Below are 21,620 nucleotides of genomic sequence, written 5' to 3' on the forward strand. Positions count from 1 at the left end.
CGGCGCGGGTCCACGTACTAGCCTGGATTCATGACCACGTTTGTGCCTCCCGGATATCGGACCATTGCCGCGCCGGTCGAGACCGAACAGGAGATCAAGCGCTCCCGGTTTATCTGCTTTTTGACCCCGGTGGCCGATGAGGAGGAGGCCCGCGCCGAAATTGCCCGCGTCCGTGCCCTGCATCCCAAGGCCCGCCACCACTGCACCGCGTTTGTGGTCGGTGAGCGGGGTCAGCTCAAGCGCAGCAACGACGATGGGGAGCCCTCGGGAACCGCCGGTGCGCCGATGCTGGACGCGATCGACGGGTCCGAGCTGACCTTTGTGGTGGCGATCGTGGTGCGCTACTTCGGCGGCATCCTGCTCGGGGCCGGCGGGCTCACCCGCGCGTACCGGGCAGCGGTGGCCGAGGCGGTCACGCACGCCAAGATCCTGCGCTTCGAGCCGCGCGAGCGAATCGCCGTGCGCCTGGACTATGGCACCGCGGCGATCGTCGAGGCCGAGGCGCAGCGCCGCGGGTGGAGCCTGGGCGAGGCCGAATACGGGGCGGATGTGACCCTGCGCCTGGGTATCCCGCCCGAGGACCGTGACATCGCCGCCGAACGAATCGCCGCGCATACCGCCGGTGCCGCGACGATTATCGACGAGGGCTTCGGGTTCGTGTCGGTGGGCGCGGCGGACTAGGACTCGGGTACACCGGCATCTGGCAGGCTAGCGCTCGCCGGCCAGGGCCGCCAGCCGGATCCTGTCGGCGCGGGTGAGGCCCGCGGCCGCGCGCTCATGCGCCTCCTCGATCAGGTCCTCGATCAGGTCGGGCGGGACGCTCTCATCCAGTACCACGGTGATCCAGTGCCGCTTATTCATGTGATAGCCGGGCGTGATTGACGGGAAGTCGCGGCACAGCAGGTCGCCGCGCACCGGATCCACCTTGAGGGTGAGCCAGAGCGGGGAGCGCGCCTCGGAGATCATCCCGAACATCTTGCCGAGCACCCGGAACACCCGGGCATCCGGCCCGAATGGATAGGTCGCATCGGCACCGGGGAGGGCGCATGCCACCGCATCCCAGTGCGCGTACTGCGCGTGATCGAGGGCGCTCATGCGGTCAACGCGTCGATATTTGCCGGGGCCAGGACGTATCCCAGCACCATCTGGGCGGCCCCGAGTGTGCCGCCGCGATCCCCCGAGCGCGAGGGGATGATGTGCAGGTCCTGGCTGGAGAGCGCGATGCTGCGCGACTCGACAATCTCCCGGATGCCCGCCAGCAGATCGGGGGAGGCGGCACCCACGCTGCCTCCCACCACCACGTGTGAGGGGTTGAGCAGGCTGATGACCGTGGCCAGCGCCGCCCCCACGTCGCGTCCGGCCTGATGCAGCACGGCGGGAACCGGATCGGCCCCCGCCTGGATCAGGGCCAGTACGGCCGAGCGGGTGCGCGGAGCCGACGGTTCCGGGGTCAGCAGCTCGGCCAGCGCCGCGGCACCCACGAGCGCCTCCAGATCGCGCTCATCCTCGGGGGCCCGGCCGGATTCGGGATCAAACGGGATGCGCACATGGCCCAGATCCCCGGCGGCCCCCTGCGCCCCGCGTCGCAGCGCGCCGCCGCTGATGATGCCCGCGCCCACGCCGGTGGACACCTTCACGTAGACCAGATCCTGCACCTCGGGCCACTCCTGAGCGCGCTCGCCGAGGGCCAGCAGGTTCACGTCGTTGTCCACATATACGGGCCCGGCCAGGCGTGCCCCCACGTAACCGGTGATGTCGAAGCGGTCCCACCCGGGCATGATCGGCGGGGCCACCGGAAGCCCGGCGGCATGCTCGACCGGTCCCGGTACGCCGATCCCGATGCCCAGGATGTCCGCGACCTCGTGGCCCGCGGCGGCCAGCTGGCGGTGCGCGGCGGCGATGACCCAGTCGAGGACCGGGACCGGTCCGTCGGCGATCACCAGGTCGCTGCGTTCCTCGCAGAGGATGGTGCCAAACAGGTCGGCCACGGCGACCTGCCCGTGGGTGACGCCGAGCTCAATCGCGATCACGATCCGGGCGCGCTCGTTGAGGCGCAGGCGGGCGGGCGGGCGTCCGCCGGAGGATTCGGCCTCACCCGCGTCGATTAGCAGGCCCGAGGCGATCAGGGTGTCCACCCGTGCCGAGACGGTCGAGCGGGCCAGCCCGGTGAGGGTGCCGATCTCCGCCTTGGTGCGGGCGCTGCCGTCCCTGAAAATCTGGAGAACCTGGCCCACGCCGCCGCTGATCGGTGGGGCCTGCGGGCCCGGATCCCCGGGGATATAGGGGCGGGTTTCCGCCACGTCCGCGCCCTCGTTTTCGCGGGTATCCGCGGGGTGAGGAGGGGTGGAGGGGGCAGCGGTCATGCCGTGAGTCTATCCGTTTTGTCCACATTGTCGGGTCGGCGAGGCGGAGCGGGCGAGGGTCGGCAAAATCCAATTCCGAGACTTTTGGGACTTTTGTTTGTTTGTGGGCAAAAGTCCGGTACGCTCGTTTTCACGGACCCATCCATCCACCCCGCAAAAGGATCATCATGACTTCCAACCACCTCACCGCCCAGCTGTACTCGGTGCGTCACGCGCTCGCCGAAGACCGCGCCGCCACCCTGACCCGCCTCGCCGAGATCGGCTTCACCCAGATCGAAACCTTCGGCTTCAACGCCGAGAGCGTCGCCGACATCCGTGAGTTCGCCGAGTACGGCCTCTCGGTCCCGAGCGCGCACTCCAACTTCCTGGGCAAGGGCCTGGACGTTTCGGCCACCTTCGCCGCCGCCGCCGAGGCCGGCGTGGGCACCGTAATCGAGCCCTTCCTGCCCGCCGAGCACTTCGGTGACGCCGACGCGATCAAGAAGGTCGCCGACCAGCTCAACGCCGCCGCCGACCTGGCCGACCAGCACGGCGTCGTCACCGGTTACCACAACCACGCCTGGGAGGCCGAGGGCCTGGTCGAGGGTGTGTCCCCGATCGAATACCTGGCAAGCCTGCTCGACCCGCGTGTGACCCTCGAGATCGACACCTACTGGGCCCAGGTCGGCGGCCAGAACCCGATCGACCTGCTCGGTCGACTGGGTGAGCGCGTCTCCCTGCTGCACATCAAGGATGGCGACGCCAGCCGCGACGTCAAGAACCAGCTGCCCGCCGGTTCCGGTGTCCTGGACGTCCTCGGCATCATCGCCGCCGCCCCGCACGCTACCCCGGTGGTCGAGTTCGATGACTACGCCGGCGACATCTTCGAGGGCCTGCAGACCGCCTTCACCTTCCTCACCAAGAACGGTGTCCAGGCATGAGCGGCGTCGTCGGAATCGGCCTGATCGGTGCCGGTGTCATCAGCGACCAGTACCTGGCAAACCTGACCACCTTCCCCGACGTTGAGGTGCGCTTCATCGCCGACCTCGACGTCGAGCGTGCCCGCACCCAGGCCGAGAAGTACGGCGTTGCCGGCTTCGGAACCGTGGCCGAGCTGCTGGCGGATGACTCGATCGAGATCGTCATCAACCTCACCATCCCCAAGGTGCACGTCGAGATCGCCCTGCAGATCCTGAACGCCGGCAAGCACGTGTGGAGCGAGAAGCCCTTCGCGCTGGACCGCGAGAGCGGCCGCGAGCTGCTGGCCGTCGCCAACGCCAAGAACCTGCGCGTGGCCACCGCCCCCGACACCTTCCTCGGCGCCGGAATCCAGCACGCCCGCCGCCTGGTGGAATCCGGCCGGATCGGCGCCCCGCTGACCGCGCTGACCCTGTTCCAGGTGCCCGGCCCCGAGAGCTGGCACCCCAACCCCGACTTCCTGTTCCAGGAGGGCGCGGGCCCGCTGTTCGACATGGGCCCCTACTACTTCACCGCCCTGGTGCAGCTGTTCGGTCCGGTTAAGCGCGTCTCGGCGCTGTCCTCGAAGTCGCGCGACACCCGCGTGATCGGTTCGGGACCGCGCGCGGGCGAGTCCTTCGACGTGACCGTGCCCACCCACGTGAGCGTCAACATCGAGTTCGAGGGCGGCCAGAGCGCCCAGTCGATCCTGAGCTTCGATTCGCCGCTCGCGCGCATCCAGTTCGAGGTCACCGGCGAGACCGGTGCGCTGACCATCCCCGACCCCAACCGTTTCGAGGGTGAGCTGATCGTGCACGGTTACGGTGTCGAGCCCGAGACCATCGAGGCCCAGGGCACCAGCGCCGGCCGCGGCATCGGCGTGGTTGAGCTGGCCCGGGCGATCCGCGCCGGTGTGCCCGAGCGCGCCTCGGGGGAGCTCGCATTCCACGTGCTCGATGTCATGGTCTCCACCGCCGAGTCGGCCGCCTCGGGTGAGCCGGTCACCGTGGAGAGCACCGTAGTGCTGTCCGCTCCGCTGGCCGAGGACTGGGATCCCGCGGCCCGGGTGATCGCATGAGTGTAAACCCCAATCGCATCGGTGCGGGCGTCGGCGTGGGCATCGTGGGCGGTGGCTTCATGGCCACCGTGCACGCCCGCGCGGCCCGCACCGCCGGGGCCACCCTCGTGGGAGTGGTGGCCTCGACCCCCGCCCGCTCGGCCCAGGTGGCCGAGGAGCTGGGTGCGCTGCAGGCGTTTGACTCGCTCGAGGCCCTGCTTGCCGATGAGCGCATCACCGTGGTGCACGTGTGCACCCCGAACGCGCTGCACGCCGAGCAGGCCGCCGCGGTGATCGCCGCCGGCAAGCACGTGGTGTGCGAGAAGCCGCTCGCGACGACCCCTGCCGAGGCGCGCAGCATCACCGAGGCCGCCGAGGCTGCCGGTGTCATCGCCACCGTGCCCTTCGTCTACCGCTTCCACCCGATGGCGCGCGAGGCGCGTGCGCAGATCGCCGCCGGGGGCAGGGTGCTGACGATCGGGGGCGAGTACCTGCAGGACTGGCTCGCCGCCGCCGACTCGGACAACTGGCGCGTGGACTCCGCCCAGGGCGGGAAATCCCGCGCGTTTGCGGACATCGGATCGCACCTGGTTGACCTGATCGAGTTCATCGGTGGCGACCGCATCCACTCGCTGTTTGCGCGCACCCGCACCTTCCTGGCCGAGCGCTCGGGCACCGGAACCGTGACCACCGAGGACGCCGTGTCGGTGAGCTTTGAAACCGTGGGCGGCGCCATCGGCACGCTCCTGGTTTCGCAGGTCGCCCCGGGCTTCAAGAACGGCCTCGTCCTGAAGATCTCGGCCACCGACTCGAGCATCGTGTTCGAGCAGGAGCAGCCGGATTCCCTGTGGCTCGGCAAGATCGCCGAGAACCGCGTGCTGCCGCGTGAGGCCGAGCGTCTCGACGCCGATGCCGCGCGCCTCTGCGTGGTGCCCTCGGGTCATGCCCAGGGCTATCAGGACGCCTTCAACGGCTTTGTAGCCGACACCTACGCCGCCATCGCCGGTGAGACCCCCGTGGGCCTGCCGACCTTCGCCGACGGCCTGCGCGCGGGCATCATCACCCAGGCGGTGCTCGACTCGGCAGCGTCCGGTCAGACCGTGGTTCTGGACTAGAGGAGATTGAAATGACTGAAGCACGACTTCCCGTCACCCTGTTCACCGGACAGTGGGCCGACCTGCCCTTCGAAGAGGTTGCACGTCTGGCCTCCGAGTGGGGCTATGACGGCCTGGAGATCGCCGCCTCCGGCGACCACCTCGACCTCAAGCTCGCCGACGAGGACGACTCGTACCTGGCCTCGCGCCTGGAGATCCTCAAGCGCTACAACCTGCAGGTGTTTGCGATCTCGAACCACCTCACCGGCCAGGCCGTGTGTGATGACCCGATCGACTTCCGGCACCAGTCCATCGTCCGCCCCTACACCTGGGGCGACGGCGATGGCGAGGGTGTGCGCCAGCGCGCCGCCGAGGACATGAAGCGTTCGGCCCGCGTCGCCCGCAAGCTCGGCGTGGACACCGTGGTGGGCTTCACCGGATCGAAGATCTGGCAGTACTCGGCGATGTTCCCGCCGGTACCCGCCTCGGTCATCGACGCCGGCTATGAGGACTTCGCAACCCGCTGGAACCCGATCCTCGACGTCTTTGACGCCGAGGGCGTGCGCTTTGCCCACGAGGTTCACCCGGGCGAGATCGCATATGACTACTGGACCAGCGTGCGCACCCTCGAGGTGCTGAACCGTCGCGAGGCGTTCGGCTTCAACTGGGACCCGTCGCACATGATGTGGCAGAACATCGACCCGGTCGGTTTCATCGTCGACTTCGCCGACCGCATCTACCACGTGGACTGCAAGGACACCCGCCTGCGCCCGCACAACGGCCGCGCCGGCGTGGTCGGTTCGCACCTGCCCTGGGGCGACCCGCGCCGCGGCTGGGACTTCGTGTCCACCGGACACGGCGACGTGCCCTGGGAGGACTCCTTCCGCGCCCTGAGCTCGATCGGCTACAACGGCCCGATCTCGGTCGAGTGGGAAGATGCCGGTATGGACCGCCTCGTTGGTGCCGCCGACGCGGTGAACTTCGTGCGCTCCCTGCTCTGGAAGCTCCCGGAGGGCTCCTTCGACGACGCCTTCTCCAACCAGTAAACAGCGTCCTCACAAACGTCCCGCCCGTGATCCTCGGATCGCGGGCGGTATGTTTGCATATGAGACCGGGGGAGGACGAGTGGCGTTATTCCCGCCGATAAATCTGTGATGCCCAAGAGGGTTTCCGGATCGATCGGGGGATCCCGTCCACGGTGTCCGGGATTTCCGCATCGGGCCCCTGCGGCGCAGGAGTTTCGAATGCGCTTCGCTGCCAAAATCCGCCCCACACATGGGAACGCCCCGGGTCAGCTCTGAGACTGAATACCGGGGCGACCACGTAGGTGTTCACGTAACGTAGTGGATCGAGTCCGCTAGAGGCGAGCCTGAACGAGCTATTTCAGGCTAGCTCAGTTCCTCCACCGGGACGAAGGCTTCGGCCAGCCCGAAGGCCGGTGGCCCGAAGGTGTCCAAGGCCTCGGGGGTGCGCATGAGCGCCGGGGTGGAGACCCCGAGCACCCGTACCCGCTGACCGTAGCGCAGGGCTTCGGTGGTGATCGGCTCGGCCGTTTCCTGGTCCACCACGCAGATCAGGTCCGGGACGATCGCGACCAGCCGCCCATCGCGTCGGGCCACCAGGTTTTCGTTCTGGAAGTCGATCTCGAACGCGCTGGTGTCCGAGGCGTCCGCCGAGACGAGTTTGGCGCGGCCGCGGGCGAACCCGCCCTCGGTGCGGCGCTCGACATCGACGATCTTGCCCACAAACAGCTCCCGCACATGCGAGTACAGGGTGGGGGCCAGCGCATCGGTGATGGCCTCAAACGGGGAGCGGTGTTCGGCGCGTGCCTCGCGGATTGCTCGCCCGATCGACAGGGCCATCGAGATGGTGCGGGGAACGCCGGTGCGGCGCACATCCGCCCCGGTCATCGCGTACTCGGCGATCGCGGCCGAGCCGCCCAGCTCGACCGTCAACGCCCGAGCAAGCTGCTCGATTCGGCGGTTATCCGCGCCGGTATCCAGGATGATGTGCTCGCCGCGTTCGGCGGTCAACGCGATCGGTGACGCATTCACGCCGTACACCGCGAAGGTCTCCATCGAGAGCTCGGGGAACGCGCGCCCCATCCCGTCGGCGTCCACAACCGGCAGCCCGGTTTGCGCGGCCACCAACAGCGGGATCAGCGAGTTCACCCCGCCGCACTCGATCGGCATGGTCGCGTCGGCCGGGCGGCCGTAGTGTGCCTCCAGGTGGCGCAGCGCGGTCAGCGGTTCGTGGCCGGCGAGGAGCTTCTCGATCATCACCGTGGGGGCACCCATCAGCGCGACCGGGATCACAAACAGGTCATCGGCAATCTCGTCGGGATCGAGGATCGTGATCGATCCCTCCCCGAGGGCCAACTCAACCAGCTTGTGACCGATGTACGGGTCGCCTCCGCCACCGGTACCGAGGAACGCGGCACCGCGGGCGAGGTCGGGCAGGTCGGCCCGGGTCAGTTCCCAGCTCATGCGGAGACTCCTTCGAGGTCACCCACGGCCTTGATGCGCACACGCGTCGCACCGCCGGGGAGGTAGGGGATCGGGATTTCATCCACGTCGAGGATGGTGACCGTTGCCGGGTCGGCTCCGGCCGCAATCGCCTCGGCGATGGCCCGCTCCTTAAGCGCAGCGAGCACGGTGTCGCGGCTCCCGGGGACGATGGATTCCACCGTGTCAATTTCGGCACCCACCTGCGAGATCGAGGCGCCGATCGCGTTGGCCACGCCGGCGTTTTCGGGCCTGACAATCTCGCCCAGCCCGGGCAGGACCGGCGCAAGCAGCACGGCGCCGCCACCCACTGCGACCACGGGGATCGGCTCCGGGGAGGTGCGCATGCGGTCGATGGCCTCGGCGATGCGCTGATCGATCCGGTTCAACACGCGCTCCACCAGCGCCGGGTCCAGGTGGGCCACTCGGGCGGGATCACCCAGGGCGACCCGGCCCCCGGCGACCGCGATGTCCGTGGCGGTCAGCACGTCGCCGCCGAAGACCAGGGCCTTCTCGGTGAGCCGGAAGCCGACCGATTCGGGACCCACCTCGGCGGTGTCGACGTCGACGATCGAGCCGCCGCCGATGCCGATCGAGATCACATCGGGCATCCGGAAGTTGGTGCGCACCCCGGCGACCGCGACACTCGCCGCGGCTTCGCGCGGGAACCCACCCTCGATCAGGCCGATATCGGCGGTGGTTCCGCCCACATCCACGACCGCGCAGGTTGCCAGGCCCGTGGTCTCGGCGGCTCCGCGCATCGAATTGGTCGGGCCCGAGGCGAAGGTTGCGACGGGATAGCGGCGTACGAAGTCCTCATCCATCAGGGTCCCGTCGTTCTGGCTGAGGTAGATCGGGGCGGTGATCCCGAGTCCGCGCACGGTGGTCGCTAGGCCCTCGATCACCTCGGCCCCCAGCTCGCGCAGGGCCGCGTTGATCACCGTGGCGTTTTCGCGTTCGAGGATCCCCAGCCGGCCGATCTCGTGGGACAGCGAGAAGGTGACAAACTCGGGCAGCTCGGCACGCAGAATCTCGGCGGCGGCGGATTCCAGCTCGGCGTTCAGGGGGCTAAACACCGAGGCGATCGCGACCGAGCGCACCCCGGCGGCACGCATCTCGGCGGCCTGGGCGCGCAGCTCGGCGGGGTCCAGCGGCGAAATCGGACGACCGTCGAACTCGTGACCGCCGTGTGCCAGGTATACCCGGGCGGAAATTGCGGACACCAGGGCCTCGGGCCAATCGGTGAGCGGCGGCAGCGCGGCGCTCGCCGGAAGGCCCAGCCGCACCACCGCGGTGGGGGCCAGGTCCCGGGCCTGGACGAGGGCGTTGACAAAGTGCGTGGTGCCGATCATGACCGCGCGCACATCCGCGTTTTCAAACGGTGACTGCTCGCGCAGGGCTTGGATCGCGTCGCCGATACCCGAGGTCACATCCGCGGTGGTGGAGCGCTTGACCCCGGCCAGCACTTTGCGCCCATCCATCAGGACGGCATCGGTGTTGGTGCCACCCACGTCGATCCCAATGCGCAGGGCGCGCGCGGCCGGGGCGGGGACGGTGGCGGGAATCTGAACCTCGCTCATGCGATCACCGGACCCTCGGTAGGTGTCGAATCACGCACTATGCGCTCACCTCGATCTTGCTGGTGTGGGCGACGCCGACCCCGCGCACCAGGCCCAGCTTGCCGGCGACCACGTAGAGCACAATCGAGAGCAGCAGGCTGGTGACGGCCGGGATTCCCCAGGTGACAAAGTGTCCTACCAGGGCCGAGACTGCCCAGATGATCAGCGTGGCCGGAACCCAGCGGGGCGCGGTTTCGGGCAGCGCGGTCTCGTCGTCACCGCGCTTATCCAGCACATCGCGGAACGCCTTAACGATGAAGTACTCGGCGACCATGATGCCGGCGATCGGCGGGAAGACCACCCCCAGCAGCACCAGGAAGTCGGTGAACTTACCGAGGATTCCGGCGGCGGCGAGGATCGATCCCACCACACCGAAGATCACGGTGGTCCACAGGCGGTTGAGGCGCACCCCGAACAGGGTGTGCACAAAGGTGATCACGCCGAGGGTTGAGGAGTACAGGTTCCAGTCGTTGACCTTGAGCGTGCCCGAAACCACGATGATCAGGCCGATCAGGCCCACCGAGGAGGTGATGATCGCCACAATGTCGCCGCTGCGGGCACCGTGGGCGACCAGGACGCCGGCCAGACCGATCACAAACTCACCGAGCGAGACGCCGACGACGGTCTGCTTGACCACGTCGGATCCCGAGCGGTTGAAGCGGGTCATATCGGGGGTGATGATCGCGCCCACGATCACGCCACCGGCGACGATTCCTGCGCCCGCGATCAGGCTCAGCGAGGGGCCGGGGGCAGGTCCCGTGAGCAGGTCGGCGAAGTTGTGGCGGGAGAGTTCGGAGGTGACCGACCAGGCCACCAGGATCAGGAACAGCGGGACCGTGATGTTTGCCAGCCACTGCATGCCGAGGAAGCCGAAGGCTACGATCGCGGTCACGATCAGACCGAAGATCAGGCTCCACGCCCAGGACGGCATGACCCCGGGCAGCAGGGCGTTGAGCGAGTCGGCGGAAATGGCGGACTGGATGCCGAACCAGCCGATCAGGCTGATGCCGATCGCCAGGCCCACCAGGGCCGCACCGATGTCGCCGAAGCCGGTCCAACGGGCCAGCAGCGAGGTGTTCAGGCCCTCGCGCTGTCCGATGATGCCGACGGCGAGCATGATCAGTTCCACCAGCAGCGAACCGAGCAGGATTGCCAGGAACGCGGTGGCGAAGTTCATGCCGTAGCCGAGGGTGGCGCCGATCAGGAACTGGGCGAGAGCGCCGACCATGCCGAAGCGCTGCACGGCGATGCCAAACCAGTGGCGGCGGGCCGAGGAGGGAACGCGGGCCAGCGCAAAGTCGTCGGAGGATGACTGGGACATTGTGGGGTCCTTTGAAAATGTGGGGATCGGGGAGGGTGTCGGGCCGGATTCGGGGAGACCGGGTGACGGGGAGGGGAGCCGGCGGGGACCGGTCTGGCCGCATTCCGGGGGAGGATGCGGCAGGCGGGGAAGGCTAGGGGGTGCGCCGGGCGCGGTTCTCGCCCGCGGTCACCGCGGCCGAGATTCGGTTGGGGGCCGGGGGGATCGGACAGCTGAAGAAGTCGCTGAAACCGCAGGGCGGGACAAACGCGCGGTTGAAGTCGAGGACGATCGGGTCGCCGTCGGGCACCGGATCCAGGCGAAGGAAGCGGCCGGGGGCGTAGCTGATCGATCCGGTGGTGGCATCGGCGAACACCAGGACCAGCGCGGGGCCGTCGGCGAATACCAGCAGCGAGTAGTCGGCCTCGCCCACCCGGACGGCGATGGTCCCGGGGACCGCCTTGGTGTGGCCGTTGTCGGATTCGCGCGTGAAGCTCCAGGGCACCCGGGCGTCGGGCTCGCCGGCGTGGAACGTGCCGGTCAAGACCCAGGCGGGGTCATACGGGTTCGTCTCGATCCCGGTCAGGGTGCGCAGGTTGTCGGCCTCGGCGTCGTAGACGCGCAGCTCAACGTCGGTGCCGTCGAGGCTAAAGGCGTCGATCGTGAAGCGACCGAACTCGATCAGCGGGAGGCTGTCGGCCCCCAGGCGGTCCACAAACGTCTCGACGCCCGGGGTCAGCTCGGTGATTCCCGCGGCGGTTCGCAGCGTGATGCCAACGGTGTGGGCGCGTACCCGCACCCCCGGTTCATCTGCGATCCGCCGGGCGCTCAGCGGAAACTCGGAGATTTCCTGCTCGGTGGCATCCAGCGGGACATAGTTGATCAGCGCCGCGGCACCGGTGCGTCCGGAGACCTGGCTCAGTCGCTCGGATCGCCAGGCAGCGTGAGCGGCGGCCGGGTCGGGAGTCGCGGCCGAATCGAGGTGTGTGGCGGGGGAGGGAGTCATGGCACTCTCATCATTGCCCCACTAACGGGGGTCATGATGATTCGTGACAAATTATGACACCGGGCGGGGCCGAGGGGCGCCGGTGCCTGTTTCTGAAACCGAGTCCGTGCCTGATTGCGGCAGCCGGAGAGGGCCGCGACCTCGGCTAACCGAGCGGGAGCGGTCGGATCGCGTCCAGCCCAAACGTGGTGCGTGCCATCAGCCCCGCGGCCTCGATCATCTCGTCGCGGTCGATCGGGACAAATCCGGTGATCGCATCGGTGGCCGCCGCGCAGAACCCGTGATAGAGCGCGCGCGCCATCATTTCGGGCAGCGGGCAGTCGATCTGGCCGGTGTCCACGCCCCAGCGGGCAGCCGATCCGATCAGTGAGATCAGGCGCTCGTTGGCGTCGTACTTGGCCTTTTCGGCACCGGCACCGTCATAGAGCGCCTTGTGAACATCGGCATGGTCCAGCGCGAATCGGCACAGGGCTTGCAGGGCCGACACCATGCGGACATCCAGCGGCACCGTGGGATCGTTGAGGATCGCCTCGCCGGTCTCGGCAAACGTGTTCATGTGCCGTTCCCAGGCGGCGGCGGCGAGCTCGTCCTTGGTTTTGAAATACAGGTAGAAGGTGCCCTTGGATACCTCGGCGGTGGCGGTGATGTCCTCAATCTTGGCGTCGGTGACCCCCGAGCGCACGAACTCGATCACGCCGGCGTCGATCAGATCCTGGCGGCGTTCCTCGGCGGGTTTGGTCACGCGCTTGCGCTTGGTGGGGGTGGTCATGGGGTGCCTTTCGCGAGCCCGGCCACGTCGGGCGAGCGCTCGACTGACCGATAGTCATCACAAGCATACCTCGTTTTTGTCCGGAAAATATTGATTGACTTAAAGTCAGTCAGAGCTATGCTGAATGAGTTCGTCATCACGAACCGATTGAAATGCCGCCCGCAAGACGGCCCAACACGAAGGTCACCATGTCATTCTCAATCCCCCCGGCACCGCCCATCGACGCCGAGCTGAAGCCCGTCCAGGACGTGCTGATGGAATCGTTTAGCCCCGCCCTGCATGCCGAAGACATCCCCATGCTGCGCGCCGCCAAGCTTGCCCCCGACGCCGATGAGCTGGTGGCCGGTCGAGCGATTACCCACACCGAGCATCGGATTGCCGGCCCTGCCGGTGAGCTGGTGCTGACCTCCTTCCGCCGCACCGATCACAGCATCGCCGGACCCGCGTTCTACTTCACCCACGTGGGTGGCCTGATCTTCGGTGATGCCTTCAACGGCATCGCTCCGATCGTGGAGTACGTCGACCAGTTCGACGCGGTGGTGGTCACGGTGGAGTATCGTCTGGCCCCCGAGAACCCCGCCCCCGCCGCCTTTGATGACGCCTATGCGGGGCTGCTGTGGACGGCGGAGCACGCCGCCGAGCTCGGCTTTGACCCCGCTCGGCTGGTGGTGGCGGGGGCCAGCGCCGGGGGTGGACTGGCCGCTGCTCTCGCCCTCAAGGTGCGGGATACCCGGGGTCCGGAACTCGCCGGTCAGCTGCTCATGTACCCGGTTCTTGACGACCGCAACAACACCGTGTCGGCGCGGCAGATCGACGGAAACGCGCTCTGGGATCGCACCAGCAACGAGACGTCCTGGACCGCGATCCTCGGCGAACGATTCGGCACCGACCGGGTCACCGCCTACGAGGCACCCGCCCGGGCCGAGGACCTCTCGGATCTGCCGCCGGCCTTTATCGAGGTGGGGAGCGCCGAGGTGTTCCGCGACGAGGCCGTGACCTACGCCTCGCGAATCTGGGCGGTCGGCGGCGGCGCCGACCTGCACGTGTGGGCCGGTGGATTCCACCTGTTTGACACGTTCGTCCCCGACACGATCATCAGCCGGGCCGCGGTCGCGGCGCGCACCAGCTGGGTGCGCCGCACGCTGGGGCTCTAACCCGAAATCACGGGGTGGTCATTTCGCCGAGGAGTCGGAGGGGGTGGCCACCCCGTGCCTGACATGAACGAAGTCTGACCGTGCGGCCACTCCCGAGACGGCACACGCCTGGCGTCCACGGGGTCTGCCGGGCCGCCCATGGTTGTGCGCGGTCTTGGGTTAGACCACGCCCTTGGTGATCAGGAAGCAGCCGTAGGGGCGGTCCTCGGTCGTCGCGATCACCGCGAAGGCGCGGCGGGCACGCTCGTAGAACTCGAAGCGCTCGATCGGTTCGATGCCGATTTCGCGCCCCTCGGCCGCCTCGGCGGCGGCGACCAGCTCGCGCTGTACCTCGGGTATGGTGTCCGGTTCACCCACGACCTGCATTCGGCCGATCGGTTCGGGTATGAACGTGTCCACCGGGAACACCGTAAACAGCGCCTCGGCCAGCCGGGTCACGTCGATCCCGGGTAGCGTGATGACCTCGGCTCCGGCCGCGTGGGCCGGGTAGTTGCGGTCCACCACGGCGAGCACGTCGCCGTGTCCCATCCGGGCGATCGCATAGAGCAGGTCCGCCGAGAGCAGCGGATCGATTCCCTTAAGCATGGAGTGAGCCTTCCGTCGGGGGAGCAAGAAACAGTTCGGTAGGCATTGTGTCAGCCATCCGCTCGGGGAGTGAGGAACAGTTCGGGGGCGGCCAGGAGCCCGTTGAGCTCGGGTGCGGGCCGCAGCCCGGTGCCCGCATAGAACTCGTTGGCGGCGGATCCGAACACGGTGATCGCGACCTCGTTGGTGCCCTTTCGCAGCAGCTCCACGGGGATCGCGAAACGGTAGGGACGCCAGCCGCGCTCGCCGACGGTGGTGCCGTTGATCGACAGGCGTGCCGAGCCGGACACCGAGGGCAACTCGAGGATCGCACCCGAGACCTCGGCCAGCTCGAACGTGGTGCGGTAGGTGGCCGCCCCCGAGTATTCGGGGAGCACGGTTTGCCAGCCGGCGGTCACGTCCACCGGGACAGGGGACCCATCCGGCAGCGGGGTGAGGTCCCAGTCGCCGGCCAGGACACGGACGTTCGTGGCGTTTGATCGGAGGGTGGCAAAATCGGCCGATGCAGCCGATGCAGCCGATGCAGCCGATGCAGCCGATGCAGCCGATGCAGCCGATGCAGCCGATGCAGCCGATGCAGAGGCGAACGCCGAACCTGATGCGGTGTCGGAGCCCGCGGCCGAATCCGCGACAGAGCCCGTCCCGGTGGTCGACTCGTCCCCAACAAACAGCCGAAGTTCACCCGGTGCCAGCGTGAGGCGCGCGTCATGGAGCGCAGTGGCAAGCCCGGTCGCGGCCGCCCACTCCACGAAGTTTTCGCCCAACAGTGATCCTTCGACGGATTCCGTTCCATCATTAAAGAGCGCCACGCGGGTGCGTCCCGAGGCGTCGATCCCGGAGCGAATCCGCAGCCCGGCCGAGGGACCGGCGGGCGCAAAACCCGAGTCTCCGGATCGAGAAACCTCGAGCCGGGAGGCCAGGATCTCGGCATCGGGGACCGCGTCCAGAGGGGTGGCGGGGAGCGCCCGCACATCGGCGCCGTCCTGCAGGGTTTCCAGACCGAACCCGGTGGAGAGCACGCGGATTCCGGCGGCGTCGATCGCCTCCAGCGCCTCGATGCTCGCCGCGCTCGCGAGGGTCCGCACGCCCGGCAGTATCAGGACCCTGGCGGTCGGGACCGTGCCGGCCGCGATGTCGGACAGCGAGCGCTCATCCACCACCCGCCAGGGGATTCCGGCGGTGTCCAAAGCCTTCGCCCACGCACCAAACTGGTCGAAGTGGTCGCCCGACTGCCCGTGCGTCCAGATCGTGCGCAGCGGCCAGAACAGCAGCACGGAGGCCTCATCGGAGAGCGGTTCGAGGAACTCGCTCAGCCGGGCAGATTCGGTCGCATATGCCGCGTGGAAGTCCGCAAACCAGGGCTCGAAATTGATGCCCGGCGGGAAGTCGAAGCGCGGGTTGGCCATCGACTCATGATCGTTGCCGTGCCCGTGCGTCTGGTAAAACCCGTGGAAGACCATCTGCCGCATGCCCGCCAGGTGGTGCCGGATCGTGGTGGAACGCAGCTCGTCCAGGGTCAGTCCCCAGTGGCCCGACCAGGGGGTGCCGCCTTCGGGCGGGGTCAGGAAATACTGCTCGACGATCGTGCCGGTGCGCCCGGTCGCGCGGGCGATCGAGTCGCCCAGGCGCGGGCTCAGCTGGGCCACGCCGTCCTGCGCGTCCACGGCGGTGAGGTCGCGGTAGGCATCCACGCCGAAGTGGTCGAGGCCGAAGTTTGCCCGCAGATCCCAGTCGCCAAACTCGGTGCCGGGGGTGAACGTGCCGATGTGGGTCAGGACCTCGTGCCCCGACTGCAGTAGGCCGTAGCGGTGACTCCAATCGCGCAGCTTCCCCAGGAAACCCTCCATCGAGAGCTCGGCGTAGAACTGCCAGAATCGGGCGCGCAGGGCGAGGGCCGCGGGGTCCTCGGTTTCGGAGAAGACCGCCCAGATCGTTGCCGCATGGGTGTCTTCGCCCAGCGCGCGGGCCAGGTCCAGCGTGGTGGTGTGGATCGGGACCGAGGAACCGACCCCGCCCGAGCGCTGCGCCCAGTCGTAGTACACCGCGTGCGGCTGATCGAAGAAGACGTAGCGCACCGTGGAACCGAAGTGGTCGCCGACGGCCTCGCGGAAGGGCTCATAGCCCGCCTCGATGAAGCGATCCACCGCCTCGGGATCCAGCGGATTGACCAGGTGCGAGGTGGAGGACCGGGCGGACACCAGTACCAGCGCCGACCTCAGCGCGGGGTTCGCCCCGGTGATGCTCAGCGCGGCCTCGGTATCGGTGGCCTCGATGCGGGTGGCGGCGGCAACGTCTACGACGCCCGCCGAGTTGGCGGAGGCAGCGGTCTCGGTGCCTTCGACGGCCAGCGCCCGCTCGATCCGCCAGTCGGTCCAGAGCGGCACGCCACCGTCGTAGTGCCAGGCCATCGCGGCGGGCCCGAGGCCCTCGGTACCCGAGACGATGCCGGAGATTTCCCCGGTTCCCGCGCCTTCCGAAAGCTCGATCCGGGTCCAGAACAGGTGGCGCTCGCGCAGGTGGTCGTGCCCGACAACCGCGCGGCCACCGGCCTGACCGGTCTGCCAGTTGTAGTCGTCGTAGAAGCCCACGATCATGTCGAGCGCCGCGGCCTCCTCCACGGCCCAGCGGCACGCGGCGAGGTAGGCGGGTTCCAGATACTCATGCATCGGGAACGATAGGCGCGCCTGAACCTGGAAGCTCTTGATTCCGGCCGCGTGCATCTGCCGCACCTGGGTGCGCACCTGCTCCTCGTCGGGGAGGTGGTGCCAGAACCAGTAGGTCGCCGGGGAGTGCCAGGCGTCGGGGGTCACAAAGGATGCGTCATCGGCAATCATCGGGCGGCCTCGGGGTCGAGCTCGGCCTCGGGTTCCGCAACGGTTCCGGGGGCCGTGGAGGCTGCGGGCGCCTCGGGAACGGCAGCGGAGGCGGCCACGGCCACCCCGACCGCCAGGATCTCGGCATCCGCGGGCAGGTCACCCTGCTCGGCGGCCGGGAGCTTCGAACGGTCCGGCGGCAGGTCCACCTTGAGGGCGAAGGTCAGCAGCGCGTAGAGCGCGGCACCGAGCACCATCGCGCCGATCACGCCGATGTTGCTGGCCCCGATCACACCCTCGCGGGCCTCCTGGGTGAGGAAGAATCCGGTGATGTGCGCGAAGTTGGGGTCGGCGCTGGTCACGGTGCCGAGGCCCACGATGGTGCCGATGATCAGGCTCACAAACGCGGTCCAGCGCCAGTCGCGGCCGCCGAATCCCGACCCGTTGATCATCCGAATGTCCCAGTTCAGGCGACGCTGACGGATGAAGTCCACCAGCTGGATGCCACCCATCGTGCCCATCAGCACGGCGATCAGCGAGAGGAAGGACTGGAACGTGGCCAGGAACGAGGTCGAGATGAAGAGCAGGTAGAAGGCCCCGGCGGCGATCAGCAGCGCGTTGATCGCGGTGGTGACCGAGCGACGCAGCGGGAAGCCCACGGCCATCAGGGCGAGGCCCGAGCTGTAGATACCGGTGGTCGCGGCGGACACCAGGGACAGCACGATCACGATCGAGAACGGGATGAAGAACCACATCGGCAGCAGCGAGGTCAGCGCACCGATCGGGTCGTTGGCGGCGGCCTCACCGAGCTTGGCATCGCTGCCGACCAGCAGCGCTCCCACGACGAGCATCGCGATCACCGGGACGGCGATACCGAAGGTCGTGGCACCGATCACGCCGCGGGCGTGGGTCTTGCGGGGCAGGTAGCGGGAGAAGTCGCCGCCGGAGTTGATAAAGCCGATGCCCACGATGGTCATGGCCATGATGATGCCGCCCACAAACACAAACGGGTCGCCCGCCTGGGCGGTGCCCAGCTGGCCCCACTTGACCTCGGGGAGCACAAAGAACAGGAACGCGATGGTCATCACACCGGTGATCCAGGCGATCCACACCTCGATGGCCAGGATGAACCCGTGGCCAAACACCGCGGCGGTCATGGTGACCGCGAGCACCACGATGAACCAGCCCACGGTGGTCGGCACGGTGGGGGCACCACCGTCTCCGGCGAAGAGCGCGGGCCACACCTTGGCAAACAGGTTCGCCCCGGTGGTCGAGGCCAGCGTGATGCTGGTCACCTGCCAGCCGGTGTTGGAGAGGTAGCCGAAGAAGGCGGGCAGGAAGTTGCCCTTGGAGCCGAACGCGAAGCGGGTCTGCACGAGCGTGGGCAGGCCGGTGCGCGGACCGCCCACGGCGATCAGACCCACCAGCGCGGCCGAGATCAGGTAGCCGAGGGTTCCGGCGATGATCGTCTGCCAGACATTCAGCCCCAGGGTGAAGATGAAGATGCCGTAGCTCACCCCCAGAATCGAGACGTTCCAAGAGAACCAGACCGGGAACAACCCGCTGGGCTTACCTCGACGCTCGGCGTCCGGAACCGGATTGATACCGTTCGCCTCGACCCCCATCGTGCTGCCGGTGGGGGTGCCGATGGCGCCCGCTGCGTTGTCGCTCATGTTGCTCCCTTGAGGAAACCGCCGGGGCGCGGCGGGTGCCGCGCCCCGGGGATGTTATTTGGTGATCGACGGATCGATCTTGGAGAAATCGGGCTTCGGATCAAGCTTGAAACCGAAGGTGAGCAGAGCGTAGCTTGCCGCACCGAGAACCAGGGCGATGATCACTCCGATGTTGCTGGAGCCGATCACCCCGGCGCGTGCCTCCGGGGTCAGCAGGAACCCGGTGACGTGAGCGAAGTTGGGGTCGGCGCTGGTCACGGTACCCAGGCCCACGATGGTGCCCAGGGCCAGGCTGGCCAGGGCGGTCCAGCGCACCGTGCGTCCACCGTAACCGGCGGGCAGCGCGAGACGCGTGTCCCAGTTCAGGCGACGCTGACGGATGAAGTCCACCAGCTGAATGCCACCCATGGTGCCCATCATGACCGCGATCAGCGAGAGGAAGGACTGGAAGGTCGCCAGGAACGAGTCGGAGATGAAGAGCAGGTAGAACGCTCCGGCGGCGATGATCAGCGCGTTGATCGCGGTGGTCATCGAGCGGCGCAGCGGGAAACCCACGGCCATCAGGGCCAGGCCCGAGCTATACACGCCGGTGATGGCGGCCGAGATCAGCGAGATCACGATCACGATCGAGAACGGGATGAAGAACCACATCGGCAGCAGCGCGGTGAGCGCACCGATCGGGTCGGAGGCGGCGGCCGCACCGAGCTTGGGATCGCTGCCCACCAGCAGGGCACCCACGATCAGCAGGGCCACAACCGGCAGCGACAGGCCCAGGGTGGTCCAGCCGATGACCGACTTGGCCGGGGTCTTGCGGGGCAGGTAGCGGGCGAAGTCGCCGCCGTAGTTGAGGAAGCCGATGCCCACCATGGTCATGGCCATGATCACGCCGCCGATGAAGACCAGCGGGCCGCCGGCCGGGGTCTGACCCAGCTGGTCCCACTTGACCTCGGGCAGCACAAAGCCCAGGAAGGCGATCGTCATGATGCCGGTGACCCAGGAGATCCACACCTCGATCTTCATGATGAACTCGTGCCCCAGCACGGCCACGGCCATGGTCACCGCGAGGACAACCACAAACCAGATGACCACGATGAAGGTCGCGGGCTTGCCCGAACCGTTACCGAAGACGCTCGGCCACAGGGTCGAGAACAGGTTGGCACCGGTGGTGGAGGCCAGGGTGATGATGGTCACCTTCCAGCCCATGTTCGACAGGTAGGCGAAGAAGGCAGGCACCACGTTGCCGCGCAGGCCGAACGCGAACCGAGTCTGCACCAGGGTGGGCAGGCCGGTGCGCGGACCGCCGACGGCCAGCACACCCACCAGGGAGGCGGAGATGATGTAGCCGATGGTGCCGGCCAGGATCGTCTGCCAGACATCCAATCCCAGGGTGAAAACGAAGATGCCGTAGCTGATGCCCAGAATCGAAATGTTCCAGGCGAACCACACGGCGAACAGGCCCCGGGGGGAACCTCGACGTTCGCTGTCGGGGACGGGGTTTACACCGTTGGTTTCAACGGTGAGGGCTGAGCCTGCGGTGTCGCGAGCCTGAGCCTCGTTGCTCATGATGTGCCTTTCAAATGGCGGTTGTGGGGAGTGGTGGTGCCCGGAAACCGGGGTGACTGAGCACCGGGATCGTGATCGCGTTGTCGGGTTCACGAAGATGGGGGACGTGGACGGGAGTCCACGATGCGGGGCGCTGCTGGGAGGGAGCCGAATGCCGTCGGGGCCAGGCCGGTGCCTGGGACCCCGAATCGGGCGGGTCTGGGGTCGGGCTAGGGCATCGGAGTCGTGTCCCGAGCGCCGTGAATGGTGACCACGACCGCGGCCGCGGTGGCTCCGGCGGTGGCCGCCGAAACCAGGTCTTCGCCGCGGGCGAGGGCCGCGGTCAGGGTTCCCAGGAACGCATCCCCGGCACCGACGGTGTCGACCGGGGTGGTGCGGATCGCGGGCACGTGGGTGACCTCGCCGTCCTGGCGCACGAGGGCGCCGTCGCCGCCGAGGGTGACCACGACGTCGCCGCCGGGCAGGTCACCGATCAGGCGGTGGGCGATGGCCAGGGGCTCCTCATCGGTGACCGGTTCCAGGCCCAGGGCCTGCTCCAGCTCGACCTCGTTGAGGACCACCACGTGGGCTCGGCGCACGGCTTCGGCCGCGCCGTCGCGCCACGGGGAGGGGTTCAGGACGATGCGGGCGCGCTCGCCGAAGGCATCGAGGGCGGCATCGATCACGGGGGCCTCGACCTCGTGCTGCAGGGCCACGACGCTCGGTGCGGCGTGGGCCGCCGCCCAGTCGCTCACGTGCCGTGCGGTGAGGTGGGCGTTGGCACCGGCGTTGACCACGATGGTGTTTTCGCCTCCGGCCAGTAGCAGGACCGCGCGTCCGGTGGGCACGTCGGGGACGCTCACCAGGTCTTCCAGGGCCACGTTTACCGTGCGCAGGTCAGCGAGGGCGGGATCGGCGTCGTGCCCGACGGCCGCCAGCAGCGTTGTCGACGCGCCCGCGCGGGCGGCGGCATAGGCCTGGTTTGCGCCCTTTCCGCCGCCGCGTTCCACCATGTCGAGCGCGGCGATCGTCTCGCCCACCCGCGGGGCGCGGGGCAGCGTAAATCCGGTATCGAGGTTTACCGAGCCGATCACCAAAACGTCAACATCATTGTGTGGGAAATGCATTTCCCAAATGTCGCATGAGGTTCTAAATCTGTCAAGCCGAAGGCCGTGTTGTTGGTACTCTAAAAAGATTGACGTGCA

General features: G+C 68.0%; 18 protein-coding genes. 6 read left to right on the plus strand and 12 right to left on the minus strand.

Going from position 1 to position 21,620, the window contains the following annotated elements; genetic code table 11:
* Positions 1-30: 30 nt before the first annotated feature.
* Positions 31-681, plus strand: a complete 651-nt coding sequence (locus C7C57_RS00200) for a YigZ family protein (RefSeq protein ID WP_187977138.1) — start codon at positions 31-33, stop codon at positions 679-681.
* A 27-nt stretch (positions 682-708) separates the two neighbouring features.
* On the opposite strand, the gene C7C57_RS00205 is transcribed toward C7C57_RS00200, so the two are convergent.
* Together C7C57_RS00205 and C7C57_RS00210 are read right to left on the minus strand one after the other, a co-directional pair.
* Entirely contained in the window at positions 709-1,095 is a 387-nt protein-coding gene (locus C7C57_RS00205) for an MmcQ/YjbR family DNA-binding protein (protein ID WP_187977139.1), read from the minus strand.
* Positions 1,092-2,363, minus strand: a complete 1,272-nt coding sequence (locus tag C7C57_RS00210; protein ID WP_187977140.1) for an ROK family protein — start codon at positions 2,361-2,363, stop codon at positions 1,092-1,094. The genes C7C57_RS00205 and C7C57_RS00210 overlap by 4 nt, the downstream gene beginning before the upstream one ends.
* Before the next feature lie 167 nt (positions 2,364-2,530).
* On the opposite strand from C7C57_RS00210, the gene C7C57_RS00215 reads away from it, so the two are divergent.
* From C7C57_RS00215 to C7C57_RS00230, 4 genes are read left to right on the plus strand one after another with little or no spacing between them, the layout of a single operon-like run.
* Positions 2,531-3,283, plus strand: coding sequence for a sugar phosphate isomerase/epimerase (locus tag C7C57_RS00215; protein WP_187977141.1), 753 nt, complete (start codon positions 2,531-2,533; stop codon positions 3,281-3,283).
* The gene (locus C7C57_RS00220) at positions 3,280-4,377 is read left to right on the plus strand and encodes a Gfo/Idh/MocA family protein (RefSeq protein ID WP_187977142.1); all 1,098 of its coding nucleotides are present in this window, start codon (positions 3,280-3,282) and stop codon (positions 4,375-4,377) included. The genes C7C57_RS00215 and C7C57_RS00220 overlap by 4 nt, the downstream gene beginning before the upstream one ends.
* Positions 4,374-5,471, plus strand: a complete 1,098-nt coding sequence (locus C7C57_RS00225; RefSeq protein WP_187977143.1) for a Gfo/Idh/MocA family protein — start codon at positions 4,374-4,376, stop codon at positions 5,469-5,471. Before C7C57_RS00220 ends, C7C57_RS00225 begins: the two co-directional genes overlap by 4 nt.
* 11 nt (positions 5,472-5,482) lie before the next feature.
* A complete protein-coding gene (locus C7C57_RS00230) occupies positions 5,483-6,496 on the plus strand; it encodes a sugar phosphate isomerase/epimerase (RefSeq protein WP_187977144.1) in 1,014 nt (337 codons plus the stop codon).
* 342 nt (positions 6,497-6,838) lie between these two features.
* Here the strand turns inward: C7C57_RS00230 and C7C57_RS00235 are convergent, their stop codons facing one another.
* The 5 genes from C7C57_RS00235 to C7C57_RS00255 all read right to left on the minus strand — a co-directional run bounded on the left by C7C57_RS00235 (position 6,839) and on the right by C7C57_RS00255 (position 12,648).
* Positions 6,839-7,936 (minus strand): DUF917 domain-containing protein, encoded by a 1,098-nt coding sequence (locus C7C57_RS00235; RefSeq protein WP_187977145.1) that lies wholly within the window; start codon positions 7,934-7,936, stop codon positions 6,839-6,841.
* Positions 7,933-9,483, minus strand: a complete 1,551-nt coding sequence (locus C7C57_RS00240) for a hydantoinase/oxoprolinase N-terminal domain-containing protein (protein ID WP_187978230.1) — start codon at positions 9,481-9,483, stop codon at positions 7,933-7,935. The genes C7C57_RS00235 and C7C57_RS00240 overlap by 4 nt, the downstream gene beginning before the upstream one ends.
* 88 nt (positions 9,484-9,571) lie before the next feature.
* Positions 9,572-10,894, minus strand: coding sequence for a cytosine permease (locus C7C57_RS00245; RefSeq protein WP_187977146.1), 1,323 nt, complete (start codon positions 10,892-10,894; stop codon positions 9,572-9,574).
* Between the two features lie 133 nt (positions 10,895-11,027).
* The gene (locus tag C7C57_RS00250; RefSeq protein WP_187977147.1) at positions 11,028-11,879 is read right to left on the minus strand and encodes a DUF1684 domain-containing protein; all 852 of its coding nucleotides are present in this window, start codon (positions 11,877-11,879) and stop codon (positions 11,028-11,030) included.
* Positions 11,880-12,024: 145 nt separating this feature from the next.
* Complete coding sequence (locus C7C57_RS00255) at positions 12,025-12,648, minus strand: TetR/AcrR family transcriptional regulator (protein ID WP_187977148.1); 624 nt, start codon at positions 12,646-12,648, stop codon at positions 12,025-12,027.
* 188 nt (positions 12,649-12,836) lie between these two features.
* Between C7C57_RS00255 and C7C57_RS00260 the strand changes: the two genes are divergently transcribed.
* Positions 12,837-13,802 (plus strand): alpha/beta hydrolase fold domain-containing protein, encoded by a 966-nt coding sequence (locus C7C57_RS00260; RefSeq protein WP_187977149.1) that lies wholly within the window; start codon positions 12,837-12,839, stop codon positions 13,800-13,802.
* 159 nt (positions 13,803-13,961) lie between these two features.
* On the opposite strand, the gene C7C57_RS00265 is transcribed toward C7C57_RS00260, so the two are convergent.
* From C7C57_RS00265 to C7C57_RS00285, 5 genes are all read right to left on the minus strand, one after another.
* Complete coding sequence (locus C7C57_RS00265) at positions 13,962-14,387, minus strand: RbsD/FucU family protein (protein ID WP_187977150.1); 426 nt, start codon at positions 14,385-14,387, stop codon at positions 13,962-13,964.
* A 50-nt stretch (positions 14,388-14,437) separates the two neighbouring features.
* On the minus strand, positions 14,438-17,221 hold the full coding sequence (locus C7C57_RS00270) for a hypothetical protein (protein ID WP_187977151.1): 2,784 nt from the start codon (positions 17,219-17,221) through the stop codon (positions 14,438-14,440).
* On the minus strand, positions 17,218-18,873 hold the full coding sequence (locus C7C57_RS00275) for a cytosine permease (protein WP_223144770.1): 1,656 nt from the start codon (positions 18,871-18,873) through the stop codon (positions 17,218-17,220). Before C7C57_RS00275 ends, C7C57_RS00270 begins: the two co-directional genes overlap by 4 nt.
* 54 nt (positions 18,874-18,927) lie before the next feature.
* The gene (locus C7C57_RS00280; protein WP_051701746.1) at positions 18,928-20,436 is read right to left on the minus strand and encodes a cytosine permease; all 1,509 of its coding nucleotides are present in this window, start codon (positions 20,434-20,436) and stop codon (positions 18,928-18,930) included.
* A 209-nt stretch (positions 20,437-20,645) separates the two neighbouring features.
* A complete protein-coding gene (locus C7C57_RS00285; RefSeq protein ID WP_187977152.1) occupies positions 20,646-21,542 on the minus strand; it encodes a PfkB family carbohydrate kinase in 897 nt (298 codons plus the stop codon).
* Positions 21,543-21,620: the final 78 nt, after the last annotated feature.

The sequence above is a fragment of the Mycetocola sp. JXN-3 genome, from assembly GCF_014522285.1.
Lineage (GTDB): Bacteria > Actinomycetota > Actinomycetes > Actinomycetales > Microbacteriaceae > Mycetocola > Mycetocola saprophilus.

What these genes read in the sequence shown, in the direction of transcription:
- C7C57_RS00235 (WP_187977145.1), bottom strand. Translation starts at nt 7,936, where the DNA reads ATGAGCTGGGAACTGACCCGGGCCGACCTGCCCGACCTCGCCCGCGGT.
- C7C57_RS00260 (WP_187977149.1), top strand. Translation starts at nt 12,837, where the DNA reads ATGTCATTCTCAATCCCCCCGGCACCGCCCATCGACGCCGAGCTGAAG.
- C7C57_RS00255 (WP_187977148.1), bottom strand. Translation starts at nt 12,648, where the DNA reads ATGACCACCCCCACCAAGCGCAAGCGCGTGACCAAACCCGCCGAGGAA.
- C7C57_RS00280 (WP_051701746.1), bottom strand. Translation starts at nt 20,436, where the DNA reads ATGAGCAACGAGGCTCAGGCTCGCGACACCGCAGGCTCAGCCCTCACC.
- C7C57_RS00210 (WP_187977140.1), bottom strand. Translation starts at nt 2,363, where the DNA reads ATGACCGCTGCCCCCTCCACCCCTCCTCACCCCGCGGATACCCGCGAA.
- C7C57_RS00250 (WP_187977147.1), bottom strand. Translation starts at nt 11,879, where the DNA reads ATGACTCCCTCCCCCGCCACACACCTCGATTCGGCCGCGACTCCCGAC.
- C7C57_RS00265 (WP_187977150.1), bottom strand. Translation starts at nt 14,387, where the DNA reads ATGCTTAAGGGAATCGATCCGCTGCTCTCGGCGGACCTGCTCTATGCG.
- C7C57_RS00270 (WP_187977151.1), bottom strand. Translation starts at nt 17,221, where the DNA reads ATGATTGCCGATGACGCATCCTTTGTGACCCCCGACGCCTGGCACTCC.
- C7C57_RS00230 (WP_187977144.1), top strand. Translation starts at nt 5,483, where the DNA reads ATGACTGAAGCACGACTTCCCGTCACCCTGTTCACCGGACAGTGGGCC.
- C7C57_RS00220 (WP_187977142.1), top strand. Translation starts at nt 3,280, where the DNA reads ATGAGCGGCGTCGTCGGAATCGGCCTGATCGGTGCCGGTGTCATCAGC.
- C7C57_RS00205 (WP_187977139.1), bottom strand. Translation starts at nt 1,095, where the DNA reads ATGAGCGCCCTCGATCACGCGCAGTACGCGCACTGGGATGCGGTGGCA.
- C7C57_RS00245 (WP_187977146.1), bottom strand. Translation starts at nt 10,894, where the DNA reads ATGTCCCAGTCATCCTCCGACGACTTTGCGCTGGCCCGCGTTCCCTCC.
- C7C57_RS00215 (WP_187977141.1), top strand. Translation starts at nt 2,531, where the DNA reads ATGACTTCCAACCACCTCACCGCCCAGCTGTACTCGGTGCGTCACGCG.
- C7C57_RS00285 (WP_187977152.1), bottom strand. Translation starts at nt 21,542, where the DNA reads ATGCATTTCCCACACAATGATGTTGACGTTTTGGTGATCGGCTCGGTA.
- C7C57_RS00200 (WP_187977138.1), top strand. Translation starts at nt 31, where the DNA reads ATGACCACGTTTGTGCCTCCCGGATATCGGACCATTGCCGCGCCGGTC.
- C7C57_RS00275 (WP_223144770.1), bottom strand. Translation starts at nt 18,873, where the DNA reads ATGAGCGACAACGCAGCGGGCGCCATCGGCACCCCCACCGGCAGCACG.
- C7C57_RS00225 (WP_187977143.1), top strand. Translation starts at nt 4,374, where the DNA reads ATGAGTGTAAACCCCAATCGCATCGGTGCGGGCGTCGGCGTGGGCATC.